Consider the following 19,116-nt stretch of genomic DNA (forward strand, 5'->3'; position numbering starts at 1 on the left):
GTGCGCACTCCTCGTCCACCCGAACGTGCTGGCTGGGCACTCCAGGGCGGCCGCAGTGAGCTGGGCACACGACGGCTCGACCCTGCCGGGTAAACGCGGACTGGTGCGCGGGCTTCCAGCGTCTCACCAAAGACGGTACGGGTCAACACGATCACCGCACGCTACCGCACCCCTCTCACCTGCATGGCGGACAGGTCACACCATGGGGTAGGGCGGGCCACCAGAGCCGGTGGATCACTGCTGGTGCGGAGTCAACCACGAGTCTGCCCGAATGGCAACCGGACGACACCGGCAGTTGCCGGAGGGTCTCTCCACCCCTCCGGCAACTGCGGTGTGCTAGCGGATCGCGAATCCGTCGTACCCGTCCCCGGTCGCGGTCCAGATCTCGGTGACCCCGCTGACCTGGCCCGGAGTGTCCGGGCCGCGCAGCAGGACGAGGAGTTCCTCGCAGTCGGCGTGCAGTCCTTCGGCCACGACCTGCACCCGGCCGTCGCCGAGGTTCACGGCGTACCCGGTCAGTCCGATCTCCAGGGCGCGGGCCCTGGTCCACCACCGGAAGCCGACCTCCTGGACCCGGCCGCGGACCCAGGCGGTGACCCGGACGGGCCGGACACCGTCGTGCCCCAGCGTGTGATGGCCGTAACTGTCGTGACCGTGCATGCCACGACCATAGTGCGCCCCCGGACGGCCGGTGCGAAGCGGTTTCACCGCACCCGCACGGCACCTCCGCGACCCCGCGGAGCCCTTCGCGAGTCCCTCGGAAGGGTGAGCGGAATGCGATCGGACGGAATCACCCGCCCGGCCGTGCGCCGGCCGCCCGGCGCGCGCGGCGGAGTGTGGCGTGACGGCTCAGAAGCCGCCGCCGAAGTCCCCTCCGCCGCCGAAGTCTCCGCCGCCACCGCCGTCGAAGCCGCCGAAGTCGTTCTGGTCGAAGTCCGCGCCGGAGTACTCGCCGCCCTCGGGGCCGCCCTGGTAGCCGTCGGCGCCCCAGGCGCTGCCGGGCGAGGCGAGCACCGAGCCGAGCACGGTGCCGGCCACCAGACCGGGCAGCATGCCCGAGCCGAAGTAGCCGCCGGCCCAGGGGCTGTAGGCGGGCCCGGCGTTCCAGTACGGCTCGCGGCCGTGCGCGGTGGGCACGGTGCGGACGTCCGGGTCCAGGCCGGAGCGCAGCCGCGCGGCGTCCTGCGCGCAGACGGGCACGCCGCGCGGCGCCCCGCCGGCCGGCGCCCAGTCGGCGTCCTCCACGGACGGGCCGTGCCGCGGGTCGAAGAAGCACGGCGGGCGGCGCTCGGGCAGCGGCCGCTTCTCGCGGCGGGCCGCGAGCACGGCCAGCGAGAACCGGCCGTCCTCCAGCGCCTCGGTCACCGGCCGGACGTCCTCCGGCCCGGCGGCCGCGTCCATTCGCTGCTTGGCCTGCTCGTAGGCGTCCAGCGCCCGGGTGTAGTCGGTGCGCTGCTCGTCGTCGGCGTCGGCCGCGCGGGGGTCGAAGTCGAGCCGGTCGAGCTCCTCGCCGAAGGCGGTGATGTCCTCGTCGACGACGGTGCGCAGCTGGGCGAGCTCGGTCCGGCGCTGCTCTTCCTTGCGCCGCTTGGCGCGCCGGAAGAGCAGCAGGACGCCGCCGCCGGCGAGGGCCAGCAGGACGAGCGGCACCACGATCGCGGCGGTGCTCACCCCGCCGGAGGCCACGCCGTGTCCACGGGTCTGCGGGGCGGCCTGGTCGACGAAGTCGTTCAGGGTGCCGTTGATGTCGTTCGGGTGGGCCCGGAAGGCGGCACCGGCGATCCGGTCGGCGGAGACCGGGGGCAGAGCCTGGCGGTCGGAGAACGCCTTGAACTGCTCGCCGCGCCAGATCGCGTACACCCCGACGATGCCGACCTCGGCGCGCAGGTCGCCGGCGACCGTGGCGGCGGGGTACTGGTCGTTCGCCGGGACGACCGCGACGAAGATCGGCTTGCCGGTGTCGGCGATCTTCTTGGTGAGGTCGGCGGCCTGGGCCTCGGTGAAGCGTCCGGTCATCGACGGGTCGACGTAGACCTTGCCCTGCTTGAGGGCCGCCGCGGCGTCGGGCACCCCGGCCGCGGACGCCGCCGCCGGGGCGAGGAGCAGCAGCACGCCGGTCAGCAGCGCGGTGAGCGCGAGCGCCGGGCGGTGCAGGAGGGTTCTCATGTCTCCGACGCTACCGCCCCGGCGGGTGCTCCCCCTCCTGCGGTCGCACGGCAGGCGCCCGGATCTGCACCCCCGGTCTGATCCCGCCCCCGCCGACCGGCCGGAACACCCCCCGGTGGGAACGGGCTGCGCCGCGGACCCGGCATAGTGGTGCCTGCCAGCCCGCTCATGATCGGAGCCCCAGTGTTCATCGGTCTCGTCACCGCCGTCGCGGCATCCGCCTGCTACGGCACCGGCTCCGTCCTGCAGGCGCTCGGCGCCCGGCGCTCGGCGCGCGAGGAGGCGGCCCGGTCCGAGGGCGGGGTGTCGCTGACCGAGCACGGCGGTCCGAGCCTGTCGTCGACCGCGAAGGCGGCCGTGACCTGGGAGTTCATCCTCGGCACGGTGCTGGACTTCGTCGGATTCGGCCTGGGTGCGCTGGCGGCCCGGCTGCTGCCGCTGTTCCTCTCCCAGACGATCATCAGCGCCAACCTGGTGATCACCGCCCTGCTCAGCGTCAAGTTGCTGGGGCTGCGGCTCAAGCAGCTGGAATGGGTGTCGATCGGCGTGCTGTGCGGGGCCCTGGTGATGCTGGCCGTGGCGGCCGGGCCCGAGGGCGGCCACGTGGTCGCGCGGGCGGTGCACTGGTGGCTGCTGGCGGTGACGGTGGTGCTGATCGCGGGCGGCAGCCTGCTGGTGCGGCGGATGGGGCGCAGCGGGGCGATCGTGGCGGGCCTGCTGTCGGGCCTCGGCTTCGGCGCGCTGGGCATCGGCGTGCGGATCCTGGACGGCGTCGACCCGTTCGACCTGGTGGCGCTGGTGTCGGACCCGGCCCTGTACACCATCCTGGTCGGCGGCCTCGGCGGGATGTACCTGCACACGGTGGCCCTGCAGGTCGGCTCGGTGAACGGGGCGACCGCCGCGCTGGTGGTCGGCGAGACGGTGGTGCCGGGCGCGGTCGGGGTGATCTGGCTGGGCGACTCCTCGCGGGACGGCCTGGGCTGGCTGGCCGCGATCGGCTTCGTCCTGGCGGTGGTGAGCGCGGTCGGCGTCGCCTGGTTCGGCGAGGACGAGGGTGCCCTCCACGGCGTCGAACCCCACCAGCCCGAGCTCGCCGAGCGCTGAGCACTCCCCCCGGGGGCAGCACCCCGGGGGGCAGCACCTCAGGGGCGCGTGGGGCCGCTCCCGGCCGAAGGCTGGGGGGGGAGAGCTGCGCAGTCCGGGATTGGGCACCGGTACGCAGTCGATCAGGCCCTGAGTCTCTACGGCGGCCCGCTCCCCCATTACGCAGTTCCCCGCGCCCCTGGCGGTCTGCCGTGCATCTACCGCTGACGCGGTACGGGCTGGCAGCGGGGGCAGAAGTAGCTGGAGCGGTTCATCCACGCGGCGCGGCGGATCGGTGTCCCGCAGCGGTGGCAGGGCGCGCCCTCGCGCCCGTAGGCGTCGAGGTCGCGGGCGAAGTAGCCGCTCTCGCCGTTCACGTTGACGTAGAGGCTGTCGAAGGTGGTGCCGCCGACGGCGAGCGCCGCGTTCATCACGTCCCGGGCGTGGCCGAGGAGTTCGGCGGCGCGGGGGCGGGTGATGCCGGCGGTGGGCCGGTCGTAGTGGAGCTTGGCGCGCCAGAGCGACTCGTCGGCGTAGATGTTGCCGACGCCGCTGATCAGCGTCTGGTCGAGCAGGGCCCGCTTGACGGTCGTTCGCCGGGCCCGCAGTGCGGTGACGAAGGCGGCGTCGTCGAAGCGTCCGTCGAGCGGGTCGCGGGCGATGTGGGCGAGCGAGACGGGGGTGGCCTCCGGATCGCCGTCCTCGGCCTCCTCGACCGCGAGGCCGCCGAAGGTCCGCTGGTCGACGAAGCGCAGTTCGCGGCCGCCGTCCGTGAACCGGAACCGCACCCGCAGGTGGGTCTCGTCGGGGGCGGCCGGGTCCTGGACGAGCAGCTGTCCGCTCATGCCGAGGTGGCCGACCATCGAGTGGCCGGTGCCGGGGAGCGGCACCCAGAGGTACTTGCCGCGGCGGTGGGCCTCGCCGAAGGTGGTGCCGACGAGGCGGGCGGCGAAGTCCTGGCCGCCGGCGGTGTGCCGGCGGACCGAGCGCGGGTGCAGGACCTGCACCTCGGCGACGGTGCGGCCGGCCGTCCAGCGGGCCAGGCCGCGGCGGACCACCTCGACCTCGGGGAGCTCGGGCATGCGGGCCGCCTCAGCCGGTGGTGTCGGGCGTGCTCTCGGCGTACTTGGCCTTGATGGCGCGCCACGCGCTCTCGGCGGCCTTCTGCTCGGCCTCCTTCTTCGAGCGGCCGCTGCCGTGCCCGAAGTCCTGGCCGGCGACGCGCGCGGCGGCGTCGAAGGTCTTCTCGTGGTCGGGGCCGGACTCGGAGACCACGTACTCCGGCACGCCGATGCCGACGGCGGCGGTGAGCTCCTGGAGGCTGGTCTTCCAGTCCAGGCCGGCGCCGAGCTGCGAGGACTCTTCGATCAGCGGGTCGAACAGCCGGTGGACGAACTCGGTGGCGGCGTCCAGGCCGCGGTCGAGGTAGACGGCGCCGATCACGGCCTCGACGGTGTCGGCGAGGATCGACGACTTGTCGCGGCCGCCGGTGCCTTCCTCGCCCTTGCCGAGGCGGATGAAGGTGCCGAGCTCCAGGCCGCGGCCGACCTCGGCGAGCGCGCGGGAGTTCACCACCGCGGCGCGGAGTTTGGCGAGCGTGCCCTCGGCGACCTCCGGGTGGAGGCGGTAGAGGGTGTCGGTCACCACCAGGCCCAGCACCGAGTCGCCGAGGAACTCGAGGCGCTCGTTGGTGGGCAGCCCGCCGTTCTCGTACGCGTACGAGCGGTGGGTGAGGGCGCGTACCAGAAGGGCGCGCTCGAGCTCGTACCCGAGGCGCCCTTCCAGGACGTCGTATTCGGTCGAGGCCGGCCCGCCGCCCTTGCCCCCGTTCGAAGGGCCCGGCTTGCGGGAGGAGTTGCCGTCCGACATCGATCCGTGCACCCCGCCGATCAGACCGAGAGGACCTGGCGACGGTTGTACGTGCCGCAGCTCGGGCACGCGATGTGCGCGAGCTTCGGCTCGTGGCAGCGGTCGCACGCGACGAGCGCGGGCGCGACGGCCTTCCAGTTGGACCGGCGGTGGCGCGTGTTGCTGCGCGACATCTTCCGCTTCGGAACAGCCACGGCTACTTCTCCTGGTTCTCGGCGAGACCCTCACGGGTGTCGCTGTTCTTGTTCTCGTCACCCTCGTCGCCGGGGGCGGCGGAGAGTCCCTGCAGAGCCGCCCACCGGGGGTCGACGGCGTCGTGGTGGTGGGCCGGGTCGTCGCTCAGGCGTGCCCCGCACTCGGGGCAGAGGCCCAGGCAGTCGTCCTGGCACACCGGCTGCAGCGGCAGTGCGAGCACCACCGCGTCACGCAGCACCGGCTGGAGGTCGAAGAAGTCGCCCTCCAGTCGGTAAGTCTCGTCCTCGGAGTCCTCGTCGAGGTCCTCCGTCCCGGCCGTCCGGGCGCGGTGGCGCTCGTCGGACTCCGGGTAGTAGTAGAGCTCCTGGAAGTCGACCTCCAGGTCGTCCTCCATCGGCTCCAGGCAGCGCACGCACTCGCCCTCGACGTGCGTCTCGGCGGTGCCGGTGACCAGCACGCCCTCGACGACCGACTCCAGGCGGAGCTCCAGGGAGATCCCGCTCTTCTCCGGCACCCCGATGACGTCCGCGATGCCCAGGCCCTGCGGGGCCTCCAGGGTCCGCGACACCGTGCGCATCGAGCCGGGGCGACGACCGAGTTCGTGCGTGTCGAACACGAGTGGGTCGCGGTGGTCGAGGCGGTTCAAGGTGTCCTGACTTCCTGGGGGGCGGTACGCATCCCTGCGTTCCGCGGATCCTTCTTCGGGGGTGTGCGTGGCCGGTGTGCGGGCACGCGACGGGGCCGGTGCGAACAGGCCGGAGTGGTCAGACTACCGGAGACTCGGGCCAGGCCCAAAGTCGGTGCCCGACCCTCCGTCCGTCAGCGGCCGCCGAGCTCCCTCAGCCGGGTCATGTCGATCATGCTGGTGTCGAAGAAGCTCGTCTCGTCCAGACCGGCCTGCTGCTGGTGCGGCAGCTGGGCCTGCGGCTGCTGCTGGTAGCCGTACTGGTTGCCGTACGGGTCGGCCTGGTAGCCCTGCTGCTGGTAGTAGCCGTCCGCCACGCCCTCCTGCCCCTGGTAGGCCGCGGCGGGCTGCTGGTAGCCGTACTGGTTGCCGTACGGGTCGGCCTGGCCGCCCGCGGAGGGGTCGTAGCCGCCGCCGTACACGTCGGCGTACTGCGGGGCGCCCTGGTTGCCGTACGGGTCCTCGCCCGGGTTCTGCCAGCCGGCCGCGGCGGGCGTCTGGTCGGGCCAGGCCTGCTGCTGTGGCACCTCCTCGCGGTACCAGGGCTGCTCCTCGCCCTCGGTCGCGAAGCCGGCGGCGACCGCCTCGGCACGGTCCTTCTGCTGCTGGGCCTCGTCGGCGGCGGCCAGGTAGGCGCCGAGCTCGTCGATCGGCTTCTTGCCGAGCAGCTTGTCGCGGCCCTTGCCGACCGCCTCCAGGGTGGCGCCGAGCACCGCCTCCAGGGTGGCGAGCTTGGCGTCGACGTACTCGTCGGCCTCCGGGCTCGGGCTGACCCGCGGCTGGAACTCCTCGCCGTCCTCGCCCGTGCCGTCCTCCGGCTCGTACACGCCCGCGCCGCGCAGCTTCTGCCGGCCGCGGCCGACCGCGCCGAGCGTCTTGGTCAGCACGACCTCGAAGTTGGCGAGCTTGGAGTCGACGTAGTCGTCGGCCTCGGCGCGCTTGGCCTCCACCTCGGCGCGGGCCTCGGCGAGGATCCGGTCCGCCTCCGCCCGGGCGCGCATCACGACCTCGGTGTCGGAGATGAGCGAGCCGCGCTCGTCGTGCGCCCCGCGGATGATCTCCTCGGCCTGGGCGTGCGCGTCCGCGACCATCTGCTGGTGGTCGGCGACCACCGACTGGGCCTGCGCGAGCTCGGCGGGCAGCGCGGCCTTCAGGTCGCGGAGCATGCCGACCAGGTCGGCCCGGTTCACCACGCACGACGCCGACATCGGCATGGCGCGGGCGTTCTCCACCGACGCGACGATCTCGTCCAGTTGCTGCTGCACGTCCACGGGCGCTTCTGTCTTTCCGTGTGCCGCCGGGGATCCTGGCGGAGGCAGGCCCCGGCGGCACAGAGTCGCCGCGGGGCAGGACTACAGACTGTACGGCCACAGGGGGCGCGGCTCACAACATCCGGCGCGGCCGGACCGTTCCGGCCGGCCGGGGGTTGTGACGGTTCGCCAGGATTGTCCGTTTCGGCCGCAGTCGTTCCGACCCGGGCGCGCCCCCCACCGCCGGCCGCTGCGCCCGGCGTCGTCAGCCGCTGCGCTCGGCGTCGTCAGCCGCTGCGCTCGGCGATCCGGTCGACCAGCCGGCGGTGCACCGTCGCGGGCAGCAGGTGCGAGACGTCGCCGCCGAGCGAGGCCACCTCCTTGACCAGGGTCGAGGAGAGGAAGCTGTAGGTCGGCGACGTGGGCACGAAGAGCGTCTCGACACCCGTGAGCCCGTGGTTCATCTGGGCCATCTGCAGCTCGTAGTCGAAGTCGCTGACCGCCCGCAGGCCCTTGATGATCGCCGGGATGCCGCGCTCCCGACAGAAGTCGACCAGCAGGCCGTTGTGCGACTCGACCTGCACGTTCCCGAGCTTGGCGGTGGTCTCCTCGATGAGCCCGATGCGCTCCTCGATGGTGAACATGCCCTGCTTGTTCTTGTTGATCAGGACGGCGACATGGACCACGTCGTAGAGCCGCGAGGCCCGCTCGATGATGTCGAGGTGTCCGTTGGTGATGGGGTCGAAGGACCCCGGACAGACGGCGCGGCGCATGTCGTGTGCTCCCTTGTGGGGTAACCGGTGCTACGAGTGTCGATCGGCCTCGTCGGCGGCGCGACCGTACCAGAGGGTGCCCTCGCCGTACCTGCGCGAGCGCAGCGCTTCGAAGCCCTCCGGCCAGCCGAACCCGCCACCGCGGGTGCTGCGTTCCACGGTGACCAGAACGTCCTCCGCGATCCAGCCCCCTGCACGGAGTGTGATCAGCATCTCGCGCACCTGGTCGTCCGTCACCGAGTACGGCGGGTCCATGAACACCAGGTCGTACGGGGCCGCCGGGGCGGGCCCGGCGATCACCCGCTCGGCCCGGTCGGCGCGCACCTCGGCGCCCGGCAGGCCCAGGGTGCGCACGTTCTCCCGGATCACCCGGGCCGCGCTCGCGTCCGACTCCACCATCAGCGCGTGCTCCGCGCCGCGGGAGAGCGCCTCCAGGCCGACCGCGCCGGACCCGCCGAACAGGTCGAGCATCCGCGCCCCGTGCACGGTGCCGCGCAGCGCCTCCAGCGTGGAGAACATCGCCTCCCGCGCCTTGTCGGAGGTGGGGCGGGTGGTCCGGCCGGGCGGTACGGCCAGCCGGCGGCCGCCGGCGGTGCCGGCGATGACGCGGGTCATGGGGTGCGCGGTCCTCTCGTGCCTGTCGCTGGGGAGCCCCGCCGGCGAGCGGCGGGGCTCCCCCATTCAAGCGCGCCGCGCGGCCGGACGCGTCACTCGGCCGGTGCGGCCGACCCCAGCAGCGCCGGCGAGGCGAACCGCGACCAGGACAGGCAGCCGTCCGGCGGGCAGTGCTCGGGGCGGCGCGGGTCGTGGCCGAGCTCGCGGAGCTTGGTGCGGACGGAGTCCGGCGTGCGGCCATAGCGGGCGGCGATCCGGGCGATCGTCTCGCCGCCGTGGAAGCGGCGGACGAGCTCCTCCTCGTGCTGCGGCACCCAGGGGGCGCCGTGGCCCGGGTACAGCTCGCGCAGCACGTCGCGGTCGGGGATCGGCTCGGAGACGTCGGCGACGATCGCGAGGGCGCGCAGCGCCCGGTTGAGCGCGATGCGCAGGCTGGCGACGTCCTCCACCGGCAGCCGGAGCCGGCCGGAGGCGAACGGGGTGGCGGCCGCCCCTTCGCGCCAGCCGTTCAGGGTGAGGGTGACCTCGCGGTCGTCCTCGCTCGCGAGCTCGATCCGGAAGACCTTGTCGCCGAGCGGCAGCTCGTTGAGATGACGGAATGCCATGGAGACCCCCAAGTGTCGTGCCGGGCAAGCATGTTGGGAGTGCGCCCGAACAACACCATTCTCCCTCCGGGCACTGACAGTCGCCGGGCCCCGGGGCCGGCCCGTCAGCCCTTCTCCAGGTACTCGGCGCGGTCCTCGTCGAGCAGGCTCTCCAGGGCGGTGCGCAGGTCGGGATGGGCCGCGAGATCCGGGTCGGCGGCGACCAGGCGGGTGGCCTCCTCGCGGGCGGTGGCGATGACCTCCTCGTCCGCCAGGACGCTGAGCACCTTGAGCGAGGACTTCACGCCCGACTGCGCCTGACCGAGCACGTCGCCCTCGCGGCGCTGCTCCAGGTCGATCCGGGAGAGCTCGAAGCCGTCCAGGGTGCCGGCCACCGCGTCCAGCCGGGCCCGGGCGGGGCTCGCCGCCGGCATGTCGGTGACCAGCAGGCAGAGCCCGGCGGCGCTGCCGCGCCCGACCCGGCCGCGCAGCTGGTGCAGCTGGGAGACGCCGAAGCGGTCGGCGTCCATGATGACCATCACGGTGGAGTTGGGGACGTTGACGCCGACCTCGATGACGGTGGTGGCGACCAGCACGTCGACCTGGCCGGCCGCGAAGCGTTTCATGACGTCGTCCTTGGCCTCCGGCGCGAGCCGGCCGTGCAGGATTTCGATCCGCAGGCCGGCGAGCGGCCCCTTCACGAGCATCTCGGCCGTCTCGACCACGGACAGCGGCGGCCGCCGGTCGTCGCTCTCCGCGCCGACGTCCTCCAGGTCCTCCTCGGAGGACCTCCGCTTCTTCCGGGGCTCCTCGGGCTCGTCGCCGATCCGCGGGCAGACCACGTACGCCTGGTGGCCCTTGCCGACCTCCTCGCGTACCCGCTCCCAGGTGCGGGCGAGGAAGTTGGGCTTCTCGGCGGCCGGCACCACGTGGCTGGAGATCGGCGAGCGGCCGGCCGGCAGCTGGTCGAGGACGGAGGTCTCCAGGTCGCCGAAGACGGTCATGGCGACGGTGCGCGGGATCGGCGTCGCCGTCATCACCAGCAGGTGCGCCGGCCGCTCTCCCTTGGCGCGCAGCGCGTCGCGCTGCTCGACGCCGAACCGGTGCTGCTCGTCGACGACGACCAGGCCGAGATCCTGGAACTGCACCTTGTCCTCGATCAGGGCGTGCGTGCCGACGGTGATCCCGGCGTCGCCGCAGGCCATGTCGAGCATCGCCTGGCGGCGGGCGGGCACGCCCATGGAACCGGTGAGCAGCACCACCTTGGTGCCGAGTTCGGAGCCGCCGAGCATGCCGCCCTCGGCGAGGTCGCCCATCATCTCCACGATCGAGCGGTGGTGCTGCTGGGCGAGCACCTCGGTGGGGGCGAGCATCACGGCCTGGCCGCCCGCGTCGACGACGCCGAGCATGGCGCGCAGCGCGACGAGGGTCTTGCCGGAGCCGACCTCGCCCTGCAGCAGCCGGTGCATCGGGTGCTCGCTCGCGAGGTCGTCGAAGATCTCGGCGCACACCTTCTGCTGACCGTCCGTCAGCCGGAAGGGCAGCCGCTCGTCGAAGGCGTCGAGCAGGCCGGCGGGGCGGCGGTGCCGGGCGGTGGCGGGCAGCGCCGAGTCGGCGGCGCGGCGGCGGGCGAGGGCGACCTGCAGGACGAAGGCCTCGTCCCAGCGCAGCCGGTCCTGGGCGCGTTCGCGGTCGGCCTGGGTGCGCGGCCGGTGGATGAGTTCGAGGGCCTCGGGCAGCGGGATCAGGCCGTGGGCGGTGCGCAGCTCGGCGGGCAGCGGTTCGCCGACGTCCTCGAGGTGCTTGTCCAGGGCGACCTCGACGCACTTGACCAGCTTCCAGCTGGGCATCTGGGCGCTGGCCGGGTAGACCGGGATGAGCCGGCCGGCGAAGGCGCTGGCGGCGCCGCTGTCGGCGTCCTCGTCGAGCAGCTGGTAGTCGGGCGAGGCGAGCTGCCGGGTGCGGTTGAAGAGGCCGACCTTGCCGGCGAACAGGCCCTGCGCACCGGGGCGGAGCTCCTTCTGCCGCCAGCCCTGGTTGAAGAAGACGAGGGTGAGCCGGCTGCGGCCGTCGGTGACGATCACCTCCAGCCGGTCGCCCTTGCGGCCGCGGAACGGGATGAGGGTGACCTTCTCGATCCGGGCGAGGACGGTGGCGTGCTCGTCCACCTCCAGCTCGTCGAGGCTGGTGAGCTGGCCGCGCTCGACGTACCGCCGCGGGTAGTGGTGCAGCAGGTCGCCGACCGTGCGCAGCTTGAGGGAGTCGGCGAGGACCTTGGCGGTGCGGTCGCCGACCAGCTTGGTCAGTGGTTCATCGAGAGCGCCCATCACGCCCTATTGGACACCACGGCGACGACAGTGCGGGCCCACCCGGACTCACTCCACGCCGATGAGCAGCAGCTCGGACTCCTGGCCGCCGTGGTAGACGACGGTGTCGACCTCGGGGCGCTGCCGCCGGGCGTGGGCGACGAGGTCCTCGGCGAGGTGCTCGGGGGCGTCGGCGCCGAGCACGAGGGTGACGAGTTCACCGCCGGCGGCGAGCATCCGGTCGAGCAGGGTGCCGGCGGTCTCGGCGGTGTCGGTGCCGATGACGGCGACGTCGCCGTCGATCAGGCCTAGCACGTCGCCGGCCTGGCAGACGCCGGCCATCGTCCAGGACTCGCCCTCGGCGACGGCGAGTTCGGCGTGCCGGGTGGCGCCGGCCGCGGAGGTCATGGCGACCACGTCCTCGTCGAAGCGGCGGCCGGCGTCGTGGACGGCGAGCGCGGCGAGTCCCTGGACCGGGGAGCGGGTGGGCAGCACGGCGATCCGCAGGCCCTCCTCGCGGAGCTGGTCGGCGGCGGCCCCGGCGGCGGCGCGCAGTTCGGGGTCGTTGAGCAGCACGATCACCTCGCGGGCGGCGCAGCGGCGGACGGCGTCGGCGAGCTCGGCGCTGACCGGCGGGCGGTCCGGGTCGGCGTGCAGCACGGCCGAGCCGGCCTGCTCGCAGAGCTCGGCGAGGCCGTGGCCGCTGACCACGCTGAGTACGGCCCGGGCGGGGGCGGAGGGCTCGGAGCCGCTTCCGGTGGCGCCGGCACGGGCCGCCGCCTCGGCGAAGTGGGTGATCCGGATCCGGTAGGGCCGGCCCGCCTCCACGCCGGCCTCGACGGCGGCGCCGGCGTCGTCGACGTGCACGTGGACGTTCCACAGGCCGTCGCCGCCGCCGACCACCAGGGAGTCGCCGAGGGCGGCGAGGCGGGTGCGCAGGGCGGGCATCGCGTCCTCCTCGGCCTCCAGCAGGTAGATGACCTCGAAGGCGGGGTGGCCGGGCAGCCGCGCGTGGCCCTCGCAGCTGTCGTGGTGGGCGGGGAGCGGCCGGACGGTCTCGTGCCGCAGCGCCATCGGTCCCATCGGGGTGTGGCCGAGGACGGTGTCGGCGAGCGCGCCGAGGACGGCGACCAGTCCGCGCCCGCCGGCGTCGACCACGCCGGCCTCGGCGAGGACGTCGAGCTGCTCCGGGGTGTGCTGGAGGGCGGTACGGGCGGCGGCGCAGGCGGTGCGGGCGGTGTCGGCGAGGCTGCCGTCCTCGGCCGCGGCGGCGCGGGCGGCCTCGGCGGCGACGGTGAGCAGGGTGCCCTCGACCGGGTCGGCGACGGCCCGGTAGGCGGCCTCGGCGGCGCGCGGCAGGGCGCGGCGCAGGGCGGGGGCGTCGCCGCCGTCGGCCAGGCCCTCGGCGAGGCCGCGCAGCCACTGGGCGAGGATCACGCCGGAGTTGCCGCGGGCGCCGATGAGCGCGCCGCGGGCCATCGCCGCGGTGATCGGTCCGAGGCCGTCGCCGTCGGAGGCCGGGTCGCCGGCGGCCTCCTCGGCGGCCTCGGCGGCTGCCTCGACGGTCAGGTAGAGGTTGGTGCCGGTGTCGCCGTCCGGGACGGGGTAGACGTTGAGCGCGTCGATCTCCTCCCGGGCCTGACCGAGGGCGGTCAGCGCCAGGCGGCACCAGGTGCGGACGGCCGTGGCGTCGAGCGTGTCCAGCACCAGGTCTCCTCCGGGTGAACGCCACGGGAACGCCCGCCGGCGCGCGGGCTGACCGGAGGCGGTGGCTGTGGGGCGATGCTGGCAGGTTATCGGGGCCGGGCGGGGGCGTCGCGGCCGGGAGCGTCCGGGGCCCGCGCGGCGCCCGGGCACGATCACCGGCCCCGACATGGTAGTTTCGTAGCTCGGGAGCAGCCGTTGTATGCTCTCCCGGTTGCCTGGAACAACCCGGGCTCACCCCTTGATCCGATTCGCTCCACGTGCGTGGTGCCGGTGGGTTCAGCCGGGGTTTTCGAACGTACCTGATCTGAAGTCTTGGAGTGACTCCTGTGGCTGCCAACTGCGACGTCTGCGGCAAGGGGCCGGGCTTCGGCAACAGCATCTCCCACTCTCACCGCCGTACCCCCCGTCGTTGGAACCCCAACATCCAGACGGTGCGCGCTGTGATTGGGCGGACGCCGAAGCGGCTCAACGTCTGCACCTCGTGCATCAAGGCCGGTAAGGTCTCGCGCTGACGCGCAGACCGGTAAGCCGGTCCTCCGGACAGCCGATCCACCCTCGGGTGGGTCGGCTTTCCTGCTTTTCCCGTCCGGCCGGCCCGATCGGCCCGGCCGGTCGCGCGGCGCGGTCCGCGGGAGCCGTCGCCGGCCCCCGCGGGGATGTGGCGGTCAGCCGCGGATGCGCCACGCGTGGTCGACCGGGCCGATCCCGGCACCCAGGGCGAAGCCGGCCGCGATCGCGCCGGTGACGTACTCCTTGGCGGCGCCGACGGCCTCCGGCACGGCGCTGCCCTTGGCGAGCTCGGCGGCGACCGCGCTGGCCAGGGTGCAGCCGGTGCCGTGGGTGTGCCGGTTGTCGTAGCGCGCCGCCCGGTACCAGTGACGCTCCCCGTCGGCGCCGGCCAGCAGGTCGACGGCCTCGCCGGCCAGGTGGCCGCCCTTGACCAGCGCCCAGCGCGGCCCGAGGGCGAGCACGGCCTCGGCGGCGGCCGGCAGGTCCTTCTCGTCCTCGACGACCACGCCGGTGAGCTGCGCCACCTCGTGCAGGTTGGGGGTGGCGACCGTCGCGACCGGCAGCAGCCGCTCGCGGACGGTGGCGACCGCCTCGGCGGCGAGCAGCGCGTCCCCGTGCTTGGACACCCCGACCGGGTCGACCACGACCGGCGCGCCGATGCCGGTCAGCAGCTCGGAGACGGTCTCGACCAGCTCGACCGAGGCCAGCATGCCCGTCTTCACCGCCTGCACGCCGATGTCGTCGACCACGCTGCGGAACTGCGCCCGGACGGCCTCCGCGGGCAGCTCCCAGTAGCCCTGGACGCCCAGCGAGTTCTGCGCGGTGACGGCGGTGATCACGCTCATCCCGTGCACGCCGAGCGCGAGCATCGCCTTGAGGTCGGCCTGGATGCCGGCACCCCCGCCGCTGTCCGATCCGGCCACCGTGAGCACACGGGGCGGAGCGGCGGAGCCGGCGGCGGACACGGAGGACGGTTCAGTCGAAGCCATGCCCGACAACCTACCGGGGAGGCCTCAGAGCACCGCTTCCGACTCCAGCCACCGGTACTCGGGGACCGTCTTGAGTTCGCGTACGCCGTCGGCGATCGGCAGCAGCTCGATCTCGGTGCCGCGCAGGGCCGTGAAGTGCCCGAAGGCGCCCTTGTGGACGGCCTCGACGGCGTGCCAGCCGAAGCGGGTGGCGAGTGCCCGGTCGCGGGCGGTCGGGCAGCCGCCGCGCTGGGTGTGGCCGAGGATCACCGGCCGGGCCTCGGTGCCGAGGATCTCCTCCAGCTCGCGGGCCAGCTTGTTGCCGATGCCGCCGAAGGTCTGGTGGCCGTACTGGTCGAGGCCGCCGTGGTCGAAGCGCAGGGTGCCGGGCATCGGCCGGGCGCCCTCGGCGACGGCGATGATGGCGAACTTCTTGCCGCGCCGGAAGCGCTCCTCGACCATCCGCGCCACGGCCTCGATGTCGAACGGCTTCTCCGGGATCAGGATGCCGTGGGCGCCGCCGGCCATGCCCGCCGTGAGGGTGATCCAGCCGGTGTGCCGTCCCATCAGCTCCACCACCATCACCCGTTGGTGCGACTCGGCGGTGGTCTTCAGCCGGTCGATCGCCTCGGTGGCGACGTGCACGGCGGTGTCGAAGCCGAAGGTGACGTCGGTGGCGTCGATGTCGTTGTCGATGGTCTTGGGCACCCCGACCACCGGCAGCCCGGCGTCGCTGAACATCCCGGCGGCGGTCAGCGTGCCCTCGCCGCCGATGGTGATCAGGGCCTCGATGCCGAGGCCGGCGGCGAGGGAGCGGGACTCCCGGACGGCCTGCTCGATGCGGTCCCGCCGTACCCGGGCGGAGCCGAGTACGGTGCCGCCGAGGGTGAGCAGACCGGTGACGTCGTCGTGCGAGACCGTGCGGGCCCGCCCCTCGATCAGGCCGAGGAAGCCGTCCTCGATGCCGATGATCTCGTCCCCGTGCACGTCGGTGCCGCGGTGGACGATCGAGCGGATGACCGCGTTGAGGCCGGGGCAGTCGCCGCCGCTGGTGAGGACGCCGATACGCATGGTGGCCTGGTCTCCCTGGGGCGGGGCGGCCCCGAGTCGTCAACGGTCCGGGCCGGTCGGCACCGGGCGGCCGGGCCGGACGGGTCGGCCGCCCCGGCACCACGGCAAGACTACGCGCTGCCACCGTCCCGGCGGCCCCACCGCGCCCGGCCCCGGCTCACCCGTTCGGGGTCACTCGGCGGCGAAGTGGTCCCAGCCGCCGACCCGTTCCCACGGCGCCCCGTCGACGGTGACCCGGCCGCCGCGGCCGGGCCGGGCGGTGCGCACGACCTCGCCGACCACCCGCCACCGGGCGGGCAGCTGCACGCTCTTGGGGAAGGTCGCCACGATGGCGTGGTCCTCGCCGCCGGACAGCACCCACAGCAGCGGGTCCACGCCGACCGCCTGCCCGATGTCGGCCATCTGCGCGGGGACGTCGAAGTCGGCGGCGCGCAGGTCGATGTCCACCCCGCTGGCCGCGGCGACGTGGCCGAGGTCGGCCACCAGGCCGTCGCTGACGTCGACCATCGACGTGGCGCCGAGGTCCGCGGCGGCCGGGCCGGCGTGGTACGGCGGCTCGGGGCGGCGGTGCGCCTCGACGAAGGCCCGCGGCGAGCGGAAGCCCCGCTGGAGGACCGTCAGCCCGGCCGCCGACCAGCCCAGCCAGCCGGTGACGGCGACCACGTCGCCCACCTGGGCGCCGGAGCGCAGCACCGGGCGGCGGCCCTGCAGGTCGCCGAGGGCGGTGATGGCGAGGGTGACGGCGTCGCCGCGCACCACGTCGCCGCCGACGACGGCGGCCCCGGCCACCTTGCACTCGTCGCGCAGCCCGTCCATCAGCTCGGTGGCCCAGGTCGCGGGCAGGTCGGCCGGGGCGACGAAGCCGAGCAGGATCGCCGTCGGCACGGCGCCCATCGCGGCCACGTCCGCGAGGTTCTGCGCCGCGGACTTGCGGCCCACGTCGTAGGCGGTGGACCAGTCCCGGCGGAAGTGCCGGCCCTCGATCAGCACGTCGGTGGTGGCCACCACCCGGCCGTCCGGGGCCTTCACCACGGCCGCGTCGTCGCCGGGGCCGAGGTCGACGGCCGGTGTCGGCGTGAGCCGGGCGGTGAGCTCCCTGATGAGTCCGAACTCGCCGAGTTCGCCCACGGTCCCCTGCATCTGCCGTCCTCTCAACTCAACCGGCGCGGTGGTCGCGCGCCCCCGCGCGCAGCGTACGCCCTCGAGCCCTGCAGAAAGTCTCCCCTCCCCGGGGAGGGGCGCGGTAGCGTGGTGATCAGACTGACGGCCAGCCCACCCCCCAGCCGCCTGGAGGTCCCCCGTGGTACAGGCGTACATCCTGATCCAGACCGAAGTGGGCAAGGCCACCGCGGTCGCCGAGTCCATCGGCAAGATCCAAGGCGTCGTCCAGGCCGAGGACGTCACCGGCCCGTACGACGTGATCGTGCGCGCCGAGGCCGAATCCATCGACGACCTCGGCCGCCTGGTGGTCGCCCAGGTGCAGCAGATCGAGGGCATCACGCGCACGCTGACCTGTCCGGTGGTGCGCCTGTAGGCGCGGATACCATCGGCGGGTGGCATCCTCCCGTCCGTTCGCGTCGCTCCCCGCCCCCGTCCGCTGGCTCGCCCCGCCCGCGGCGCTGCTGGGCTGCGTGCTGCTGCTCGTCGGCAACGGCGGCGGCGAGGAGGTCGCACCGCCGGTGCCGTCGGCCGCCGTCGCGCAGTACTGCGCGGCGCTCGACCGGGCGCTGCCGGGGTCCGTCCAGGGCCACGCCCGCCGCGATCCGTCGCCCGCCTCGCCGTACACCGCCGCCTGGGCGAGCTCGCCGCGGACGGTGCTGCGCTGCGGCATCGACCGCCCCGGGTACCTGGACGACGAGCCGCTGAAGAACTCCCCCGAGGTCAACGGGGTGCAGTGGGGCTTCTCCAAGGACGGCAACGGCGGGTACCGCTTCGTCACCACGCTGCGCAAGGCGTACGTCGAGGTGCTGGTGCCCGAGGGCGCGTACCCGAACTACGCCGACCCGATCCCGGCGATCTCCGACGCCGTGAAGACGGCGGTCCCCGAGGGCCTCTGAGAACGGCATTAAAGGGGCCAGGGAGGGCAGCACCACGGGGCGCGTGGGGGGCACCTCCCCGCCCGAAGGCTGGGGGGTGCCCCCCACACGCCCCTGAGTGGTCGCCCCGGGGCCGCCCCGGCGGCTACCGCAGGCCGGTGGAGCGGCGCAGCGCCGCCTGCAGCAGACGGTCGATCAGCTCCGGGTAGGGCATCCCGGTGGCCTCCCACATCTTCGGGTAGGCGGAGATCGGGGTGAAGCCGGGCATGGTGTTGATCTCGTTGACCATCCACCGGCCGTCGTTCAGCAGGAAGAAGTCGACCCGGGCGAGGCCCTCGCAGCCGAGCGCCTCGAAGGCGGCCACGGCCTGGCGGCGGATCTCGGCGGTCTCCTCGGCGGTGAGCCTCGCCGGGATCTCGACCTCGGAGGAGTCGATGTACTTGGCCTCGAAGTCGTAGAACTCGAAGTCGCCGCCGACCAGGACCTCGGCGGGCAGGCTGGCGCGCGGGCCGTCCTCGAACTCCAGGACGGCGCACTCGATCTCGCGGCCCTCGACGCCCTTCTCCACGATGACCTTGGGATCGTGGCTGCGGGCCTCCTCGATCGCCGCGTCCAGGTCGGCGAGGTCCTTGACCTTGCTGATGCCCATGGACGAGCCGGCCCGGCAGGGCTTCACGAACAGCGGCAGACCGAGCGCGGCGATCCGCTCGCGGGCGGCGGCCCGGCCCTCCTCGGTCTCCCACTCGCGCGGGCGGACGACCGTCCAGTCGCCGACGCCGATGCCGTGCGAGGCGAGGATCCGCTTGGTGAACTCCTTGTCCATGCCGGCCGCGCTGGCGAGCACGCCGGAGCCGACGTACGGCACCCCGGAGAGCTCCAGCATGCCCTGCAGCGTGCCGTCCTCGCCCCAGGGGCCGTGCAGCAGCGGCAGGACGACGTCGACCTCGCCGAGCACCTTGGGGGTGCTGCCGGGCTCGCTCAGGACGACCTCGCGGTTGCCCGGGGCGGCCGGCAGGGAGACCTGGCCCTCGGCGGACTCGGCGACCTGGTCCACGTCGGGCAGCTTGCCGTCGGTGATGGCCATCCGGGACGGCTCGTCGCCGACGAGCGCCCAGCGGCCCTCGTGGGTGATGCCGATGGGCAGCACCTCGTACTTGCTCCGGTCGATCGCGCGCAGCACGCTCGCGGCCGTGACGACCGAGATGCCGTGCTCGGAGCTGCGGCCACCGAAGACGATCGCGACCCGGGGCTTGCCGCCGGGCTGGTTCGGGGAGGTCTGTTCGATGCTCATATCGGAC

The 19,116-nt window shown here is 73.8% G+C and carries 20 protein-coding genes; 4 read left to right on the top strand and 16 right to left on the bottom strand.

Going from position 1 to position 19,116, the window contains the following annotated elements:
• Positions 1 to 336 precede the first annotated feature (336 nt).
• Positions 337 to 660 (bottom strand): acylphosphatase, encoded by a 324-nt coding sequence (locus tag KSNIM_RS13750; RefSeq protein ID WP_263103514.1) that lies wholly within the window; start codon positions 658 to 660, stop codon positions 337 to 339.
• Positions 661 to 849: 189 nt separating this feature from the next.
• The gene (locus tag KSNIM_RS13755) at positions 850 to 2,166 is read right to left on the bottom strand and encodes a hypothetical protein (RefSeq protein WP_263103515.1); all 1,317 of its coding nucleotides are present in this window, start codon (positions 2,164 to 2,166) and stop codon (positions 850 to 852) included.
• A gap of 183 nt (positions 2,167 to 2,349) precedes the next feature.
• Between KSNIM_RS13755 and KSNIM_RS13760 the strand changes: the two genes are divergently transcribed.
• On the top strand, positions 2,350 to 3,270 hold the full coding sequence (locus tag KSNIM_RS13760) for a hypothetical protein (RefSeq protein ID WP_263107949.1): 921 nt from the start codon (positions 2,350 to 2,352) through the stop codon (positions 3,268 to 3,270).
• A gap of 197 nt (positions 3,271 to 3,467) precedes the next feature.
• Here the strand turns inward: KSNIM_RS13760 and mutM are convergent, their stop codons facing one another.
• The 10 genes from mutM to KSNIM_RS13810 form a co-directional block, all read right to left on the bottom strand.
• Complete coding sequence (gene mutM / locus KSNIM_RS13765) at positions 3,468 to 4,331, bottom strand: bifunctional DNA-formamidopyrimidine glycosylase/DNA-(apurinic or apyrimidinic site) lyase (RefSeq protein WP_263103516.1); 864 nt, start codon at positions 4,329 to 4,331, stop codon at positions 3,468 to 3,470.
• Positions 4,332 to 4,341: 10 nt separating this feature from the next.
• Positions 4,342 to 5,118, bottom strand: coding sequence for a ribonuclease III (gene rnc / locus KSNIM_RS13770; RefSeq protein ID WP_043175798.1), 777 nt, complete (start codon positions 5,116 to 5,118; stop codon positions 4,342 to 4,344).
• A gap of 20 nt (positions 5,119 to 5,138) precedes the next feature.
• Positions 5,139 to 5,312, bottom strand: a complete 174-nt coding sequence (gene rpmF, locus KSNIM_RS13775) for a 50S ribosomal protein L32 (RefSeq protein WP_030275709.1) — start codon at positions 5,310 to 5,312, stop codon at positions 5,139 to 5,141.
• A 2-nt stretch (positions 5,313 to 5,314) separates the two neighbouring features.
• A complete protein-coding gene (locus KSNIM_RS13780; protein WP_263103517.1) occupies positions 5,315 to 5,959 on the bottom strand; it encodes a YceD family protein in 645 nt (214 codons plus the stop codon).
• Between the two features lie 173 nt (positions 5,960 to 6,132).
• Positions 6,133 to 7,269, bottom strand: a complete 1,137-nt coding sequence (locus KSNIM_RS13785) for a cell division initiation protein (RefSeq protein WP_263103518.1) — start codon at positions 7,267 to 7,269, stop codon at positions 6,133 to 6,135.
• 266 nt (positions 7,270 to 7,535) lie between these two features.
• Positions 7,536 to 8,021: a pantetheine-phosphate adenylyltransferase gene (gene coaD / locus KSNIM_RS13790; RefSeq protein WP_263103519.1), complete on the bottom strand. Its 486-nt coding sequence runs from the start codon at positions 8,019 to 8,021 to the stop codon at positions 7,536 to 7,538.
• Positions 8,022 to 8,051: 30 nt separating this feature from the next.
• Positions 8,052 to 8,636 (bottom strand): 16S rRNA (guanine(966)-N(2))-methyltransferase RsmD, encoded by a 585-nt coding sequence (gene rsmD, locus KSNIM_RS13795; RefSeq protein ID WP_263103520.1) that lies wholly within the window; start codon positions 8,634 to 8,636, stop codon positions 8,052 to 8,054.
• A 92-nt stretch (positions 8,637 to 8,728) separates the two neighbouring features.
• Positions 8,729 to 9,241, bottom strand: a complete 513-nt coding sequence (locus KSNIM_RS13800; RefSeq protein ID WP_263103521.1) for a hypothetical protein — start codon at positions 9,239 to 9,241, stop codon at positions 8,729 to 8,731.
• Positions 9,242 to 9,345: 104 nt separating this feature from the next.
• Entirely contained in the window at positions 9,346 to 11,547 is a 2,202-nt protein-coding gene (gene recG, locus KSNIM_RS13805; RefSeq protein WP_263103522.1) for an ATP-dependent DNA helicase RecG, read from the bottom strand.
• 48 nt (positions 11,548 to 11,595) lie between these two features.
• Complete coding sequence (locus KSNIM_RS13810; protein WP_263103523.1) at positions 11,596 to 13,233, bottom strand: DAK2 domain-containing protein; 1,638 nt, start codon at positions 13,231 to 13,233, stop codon at positions 11,596 to 11,598.
• A gap of 326 nt (positions 13,234 to 13,559) precedes the next feature.
• On the opposite strand from KSNIM_RS13810, the gene rpmB reads away from it, so the two are divergent.
• Positions 13,560 to 13,745 (top strand): 50S ribosomal protein L28, encoded by a 186-nt coding sequence (rpmB, locus tag KSNIM_RS13815; RefSeq protein WP_014138233.1) that lies wholly within the window; start codon positions 13,560 to 13,562, stop codon positions 13,743 to 13,745.
• A 153-nt stretch (positions 13,746 to 13,898) separates the two neighbouring features.
• On the opposite strand, the gene thiD is transcribed toward rpmB, so the two are convergent.
• From thiD to KSNIM_RS13830, 3 genes are all read right to left on the bottom strand, one after another.
• Positions 13,899 to 14,732 (bottom strand): bifunctional hydroxymethylpyrimidine kinase/phosphomethylpyrimidine kinase, encoded by an 834-nt coding sequence (gene thiD / locus KSNIM_RS13820; RefSeq protein WP_263103524.1) that lies wholly within the window; start codon positions 14,730 to 14,732, stop codon positions 13,899 to 13,901.
• Between the two features lie 24 nt (positions 14,733 to 14,756).
• Entirely contained in the window at positions 14,757 to 15,782 is a 1,026-nt protein-coding gene (locus KSNIM_RS13825) for an ATP-dependent 6-phosphofructokinase (protein WP_263103525.1), read from the bottom strand.
• A 171-nt stretch (positions 15,783 to 15,953) separates the two neighbouring features.
• Entirely contained in the window at positions 15,954 to 16,922 is a 969-nt protein-coding gene (locus tag KSNIM_RS13830) for a thiamine-phosphate kinase (protein ID WP_263103526.1), read from the bottom strand.
• Positions 16,923 to 17,082: 160 nt separating this feature from the next.
• Here KSNIM_RS13830 and KSNIM_RS13835 point away from each other — a divergent pair, with 160 nt between their 5' ends.
• Together KSNIM_RS13835 and KSNIM_RS13840 are read left to right on the top strand one after the other, a co-directional pair.
• On the top strand, positions 17,083 to 17,316 hold the full coding sequence (locus tag KSNIM_RS13835) for an Lrp/AsnC family transcriptional regulator (protein ID WP_263103527.1): 234 nt from the start codon (positions 17,083 to 17,085) through the stop codon (positions 17,314 to 17,316).
• Between the two features lie 19 nt (positions 17,317 to 17,335).
• Positions 17,336 to 17,839, top strand: a complete 504-nt coding sequence (locus KSNIM_RS13840; RefSeq protein WP_263103528.1) for a DUF3515 domain-containing protein — start codon at positions 17,336 to 17,338, stop codon at positions 17,837 to 17,839.
• Between the two features lie 124 nt (positions 17,840 to 17,963).
• Here the strand turns inward: KSNIM_RS13840 and KSNIM_RS13845 are convergent, their stop codons facing one another.
• The gene (locus tag KSNIM_RS13845; protein WP_263103529.1) at positions 17,964 to 19,109 is read right to left on the bottom strand and encodes a D-alanine--D-alanine ligase family protein; all 1,146 of its coding nucleotides are present in this window, start codon (positions 19,107 to 19,109) and stop codon (positions 17,964 to 17,966) included.
• Positions 19,110 to 19,116: the final 7 nt, after the last annotated feature.

Source organism: Kitasatospora sp. DSM 101779 (assembly GCF_025655475.1).
Lineage (GTDB): Bacteria > Actinomycetota > Actinomycetes > Streptomycetales > Streptomycetaceae > Kitasatospora.

Excerpts from the sequence above, each read along its gene's own strand:
- coaD (WP_263103519.1), bottom strand. The coding sequence starts at position 8,021 with ATGCGCCGCGCCGTCTGTCCGGGGTCCTTCGACCCCATCACCAACGGA.
- recG (WP_263103522.1), bottom strand. The coding sequence starts at position 11,547 with ATGGGCGCTCTCGATGAACCACTGACCAAGCTGGTCGGCGACCGCACC.
- rnc (WP_043175798.1), bottom strand. The coding sequence starts at position 5,118 with ATGTCGGACGGCAACTCCTCCCGCAAGCCGGGCCCTTCGAACGGGGGC.
- thiD (WP_263103524.1), bottom strand. The coding sequence starts at position 14,732 with ATGGCTTCGACTGAACCGTCCTCCGTGTCCGCCGCCGGCTCCGCCGCT.
- KSNIM_RS13845 (WP_263103529.1), bottom strand. The coding sequence starts at position 19,109 with ATGAGCATCGAACAGACCTCCCCGAACCAGCCCGGCGGCAAGCCCCGG.
- mutM (WP_263103516.1), bottom strand. The coding sequence starts at position 4,331 with ATGCCCGAGCTCCCCGAGGTCGAGGTGGTCCGCCGCGGCCTGGCCCGC.
- rsmD (WP_263103520.1), bottom strand. The coding sequence starts at position 8,636 with ATGACCCGCGTCATCGCCGGCACCGCCGGCGGCCGCCGGCTGGCCGTA.
- KSNIM_RS13800 (WP_263103521.1), bottom strand. The coding sequence starts at position 9,241 with ATGGCATTCCGTCATCTCAACGAGCTGCCGCTCGGCGACAAGGTCTTC.
- KSNIM_RS13825 (WP_263103525.1), bottom strand. The coding sequence starts at position 15,782 with ATGCGTATCGGCGTCCTCACCAGCGGCGGCGACTGCCCCGGCCTCAAC.
- KSNIM_RS13830 (WP_263103526.1), bottom strand. The coding sequence starts at position 16,922 with ATGCAGGGGACCGTGGGCGAACTCGGCGAGTTCGGACTCATCAGGGAG.
- KSNIM_RS13755 (WP_263103515.1), bottom strand. The coding sequence starts at position 2,166 with ATGAGAACCCTCCTGCACCGCCCGGCGCTCGCGCTCACCGCGCTGCTG.
- KSNIM_RS13750 (WP_263103514.1), bottom strand. The coding sequence starts at position 660 with ATGCACGGTCACGACAGTTACGGCCATCACACGCTGGGGCACGACGGT.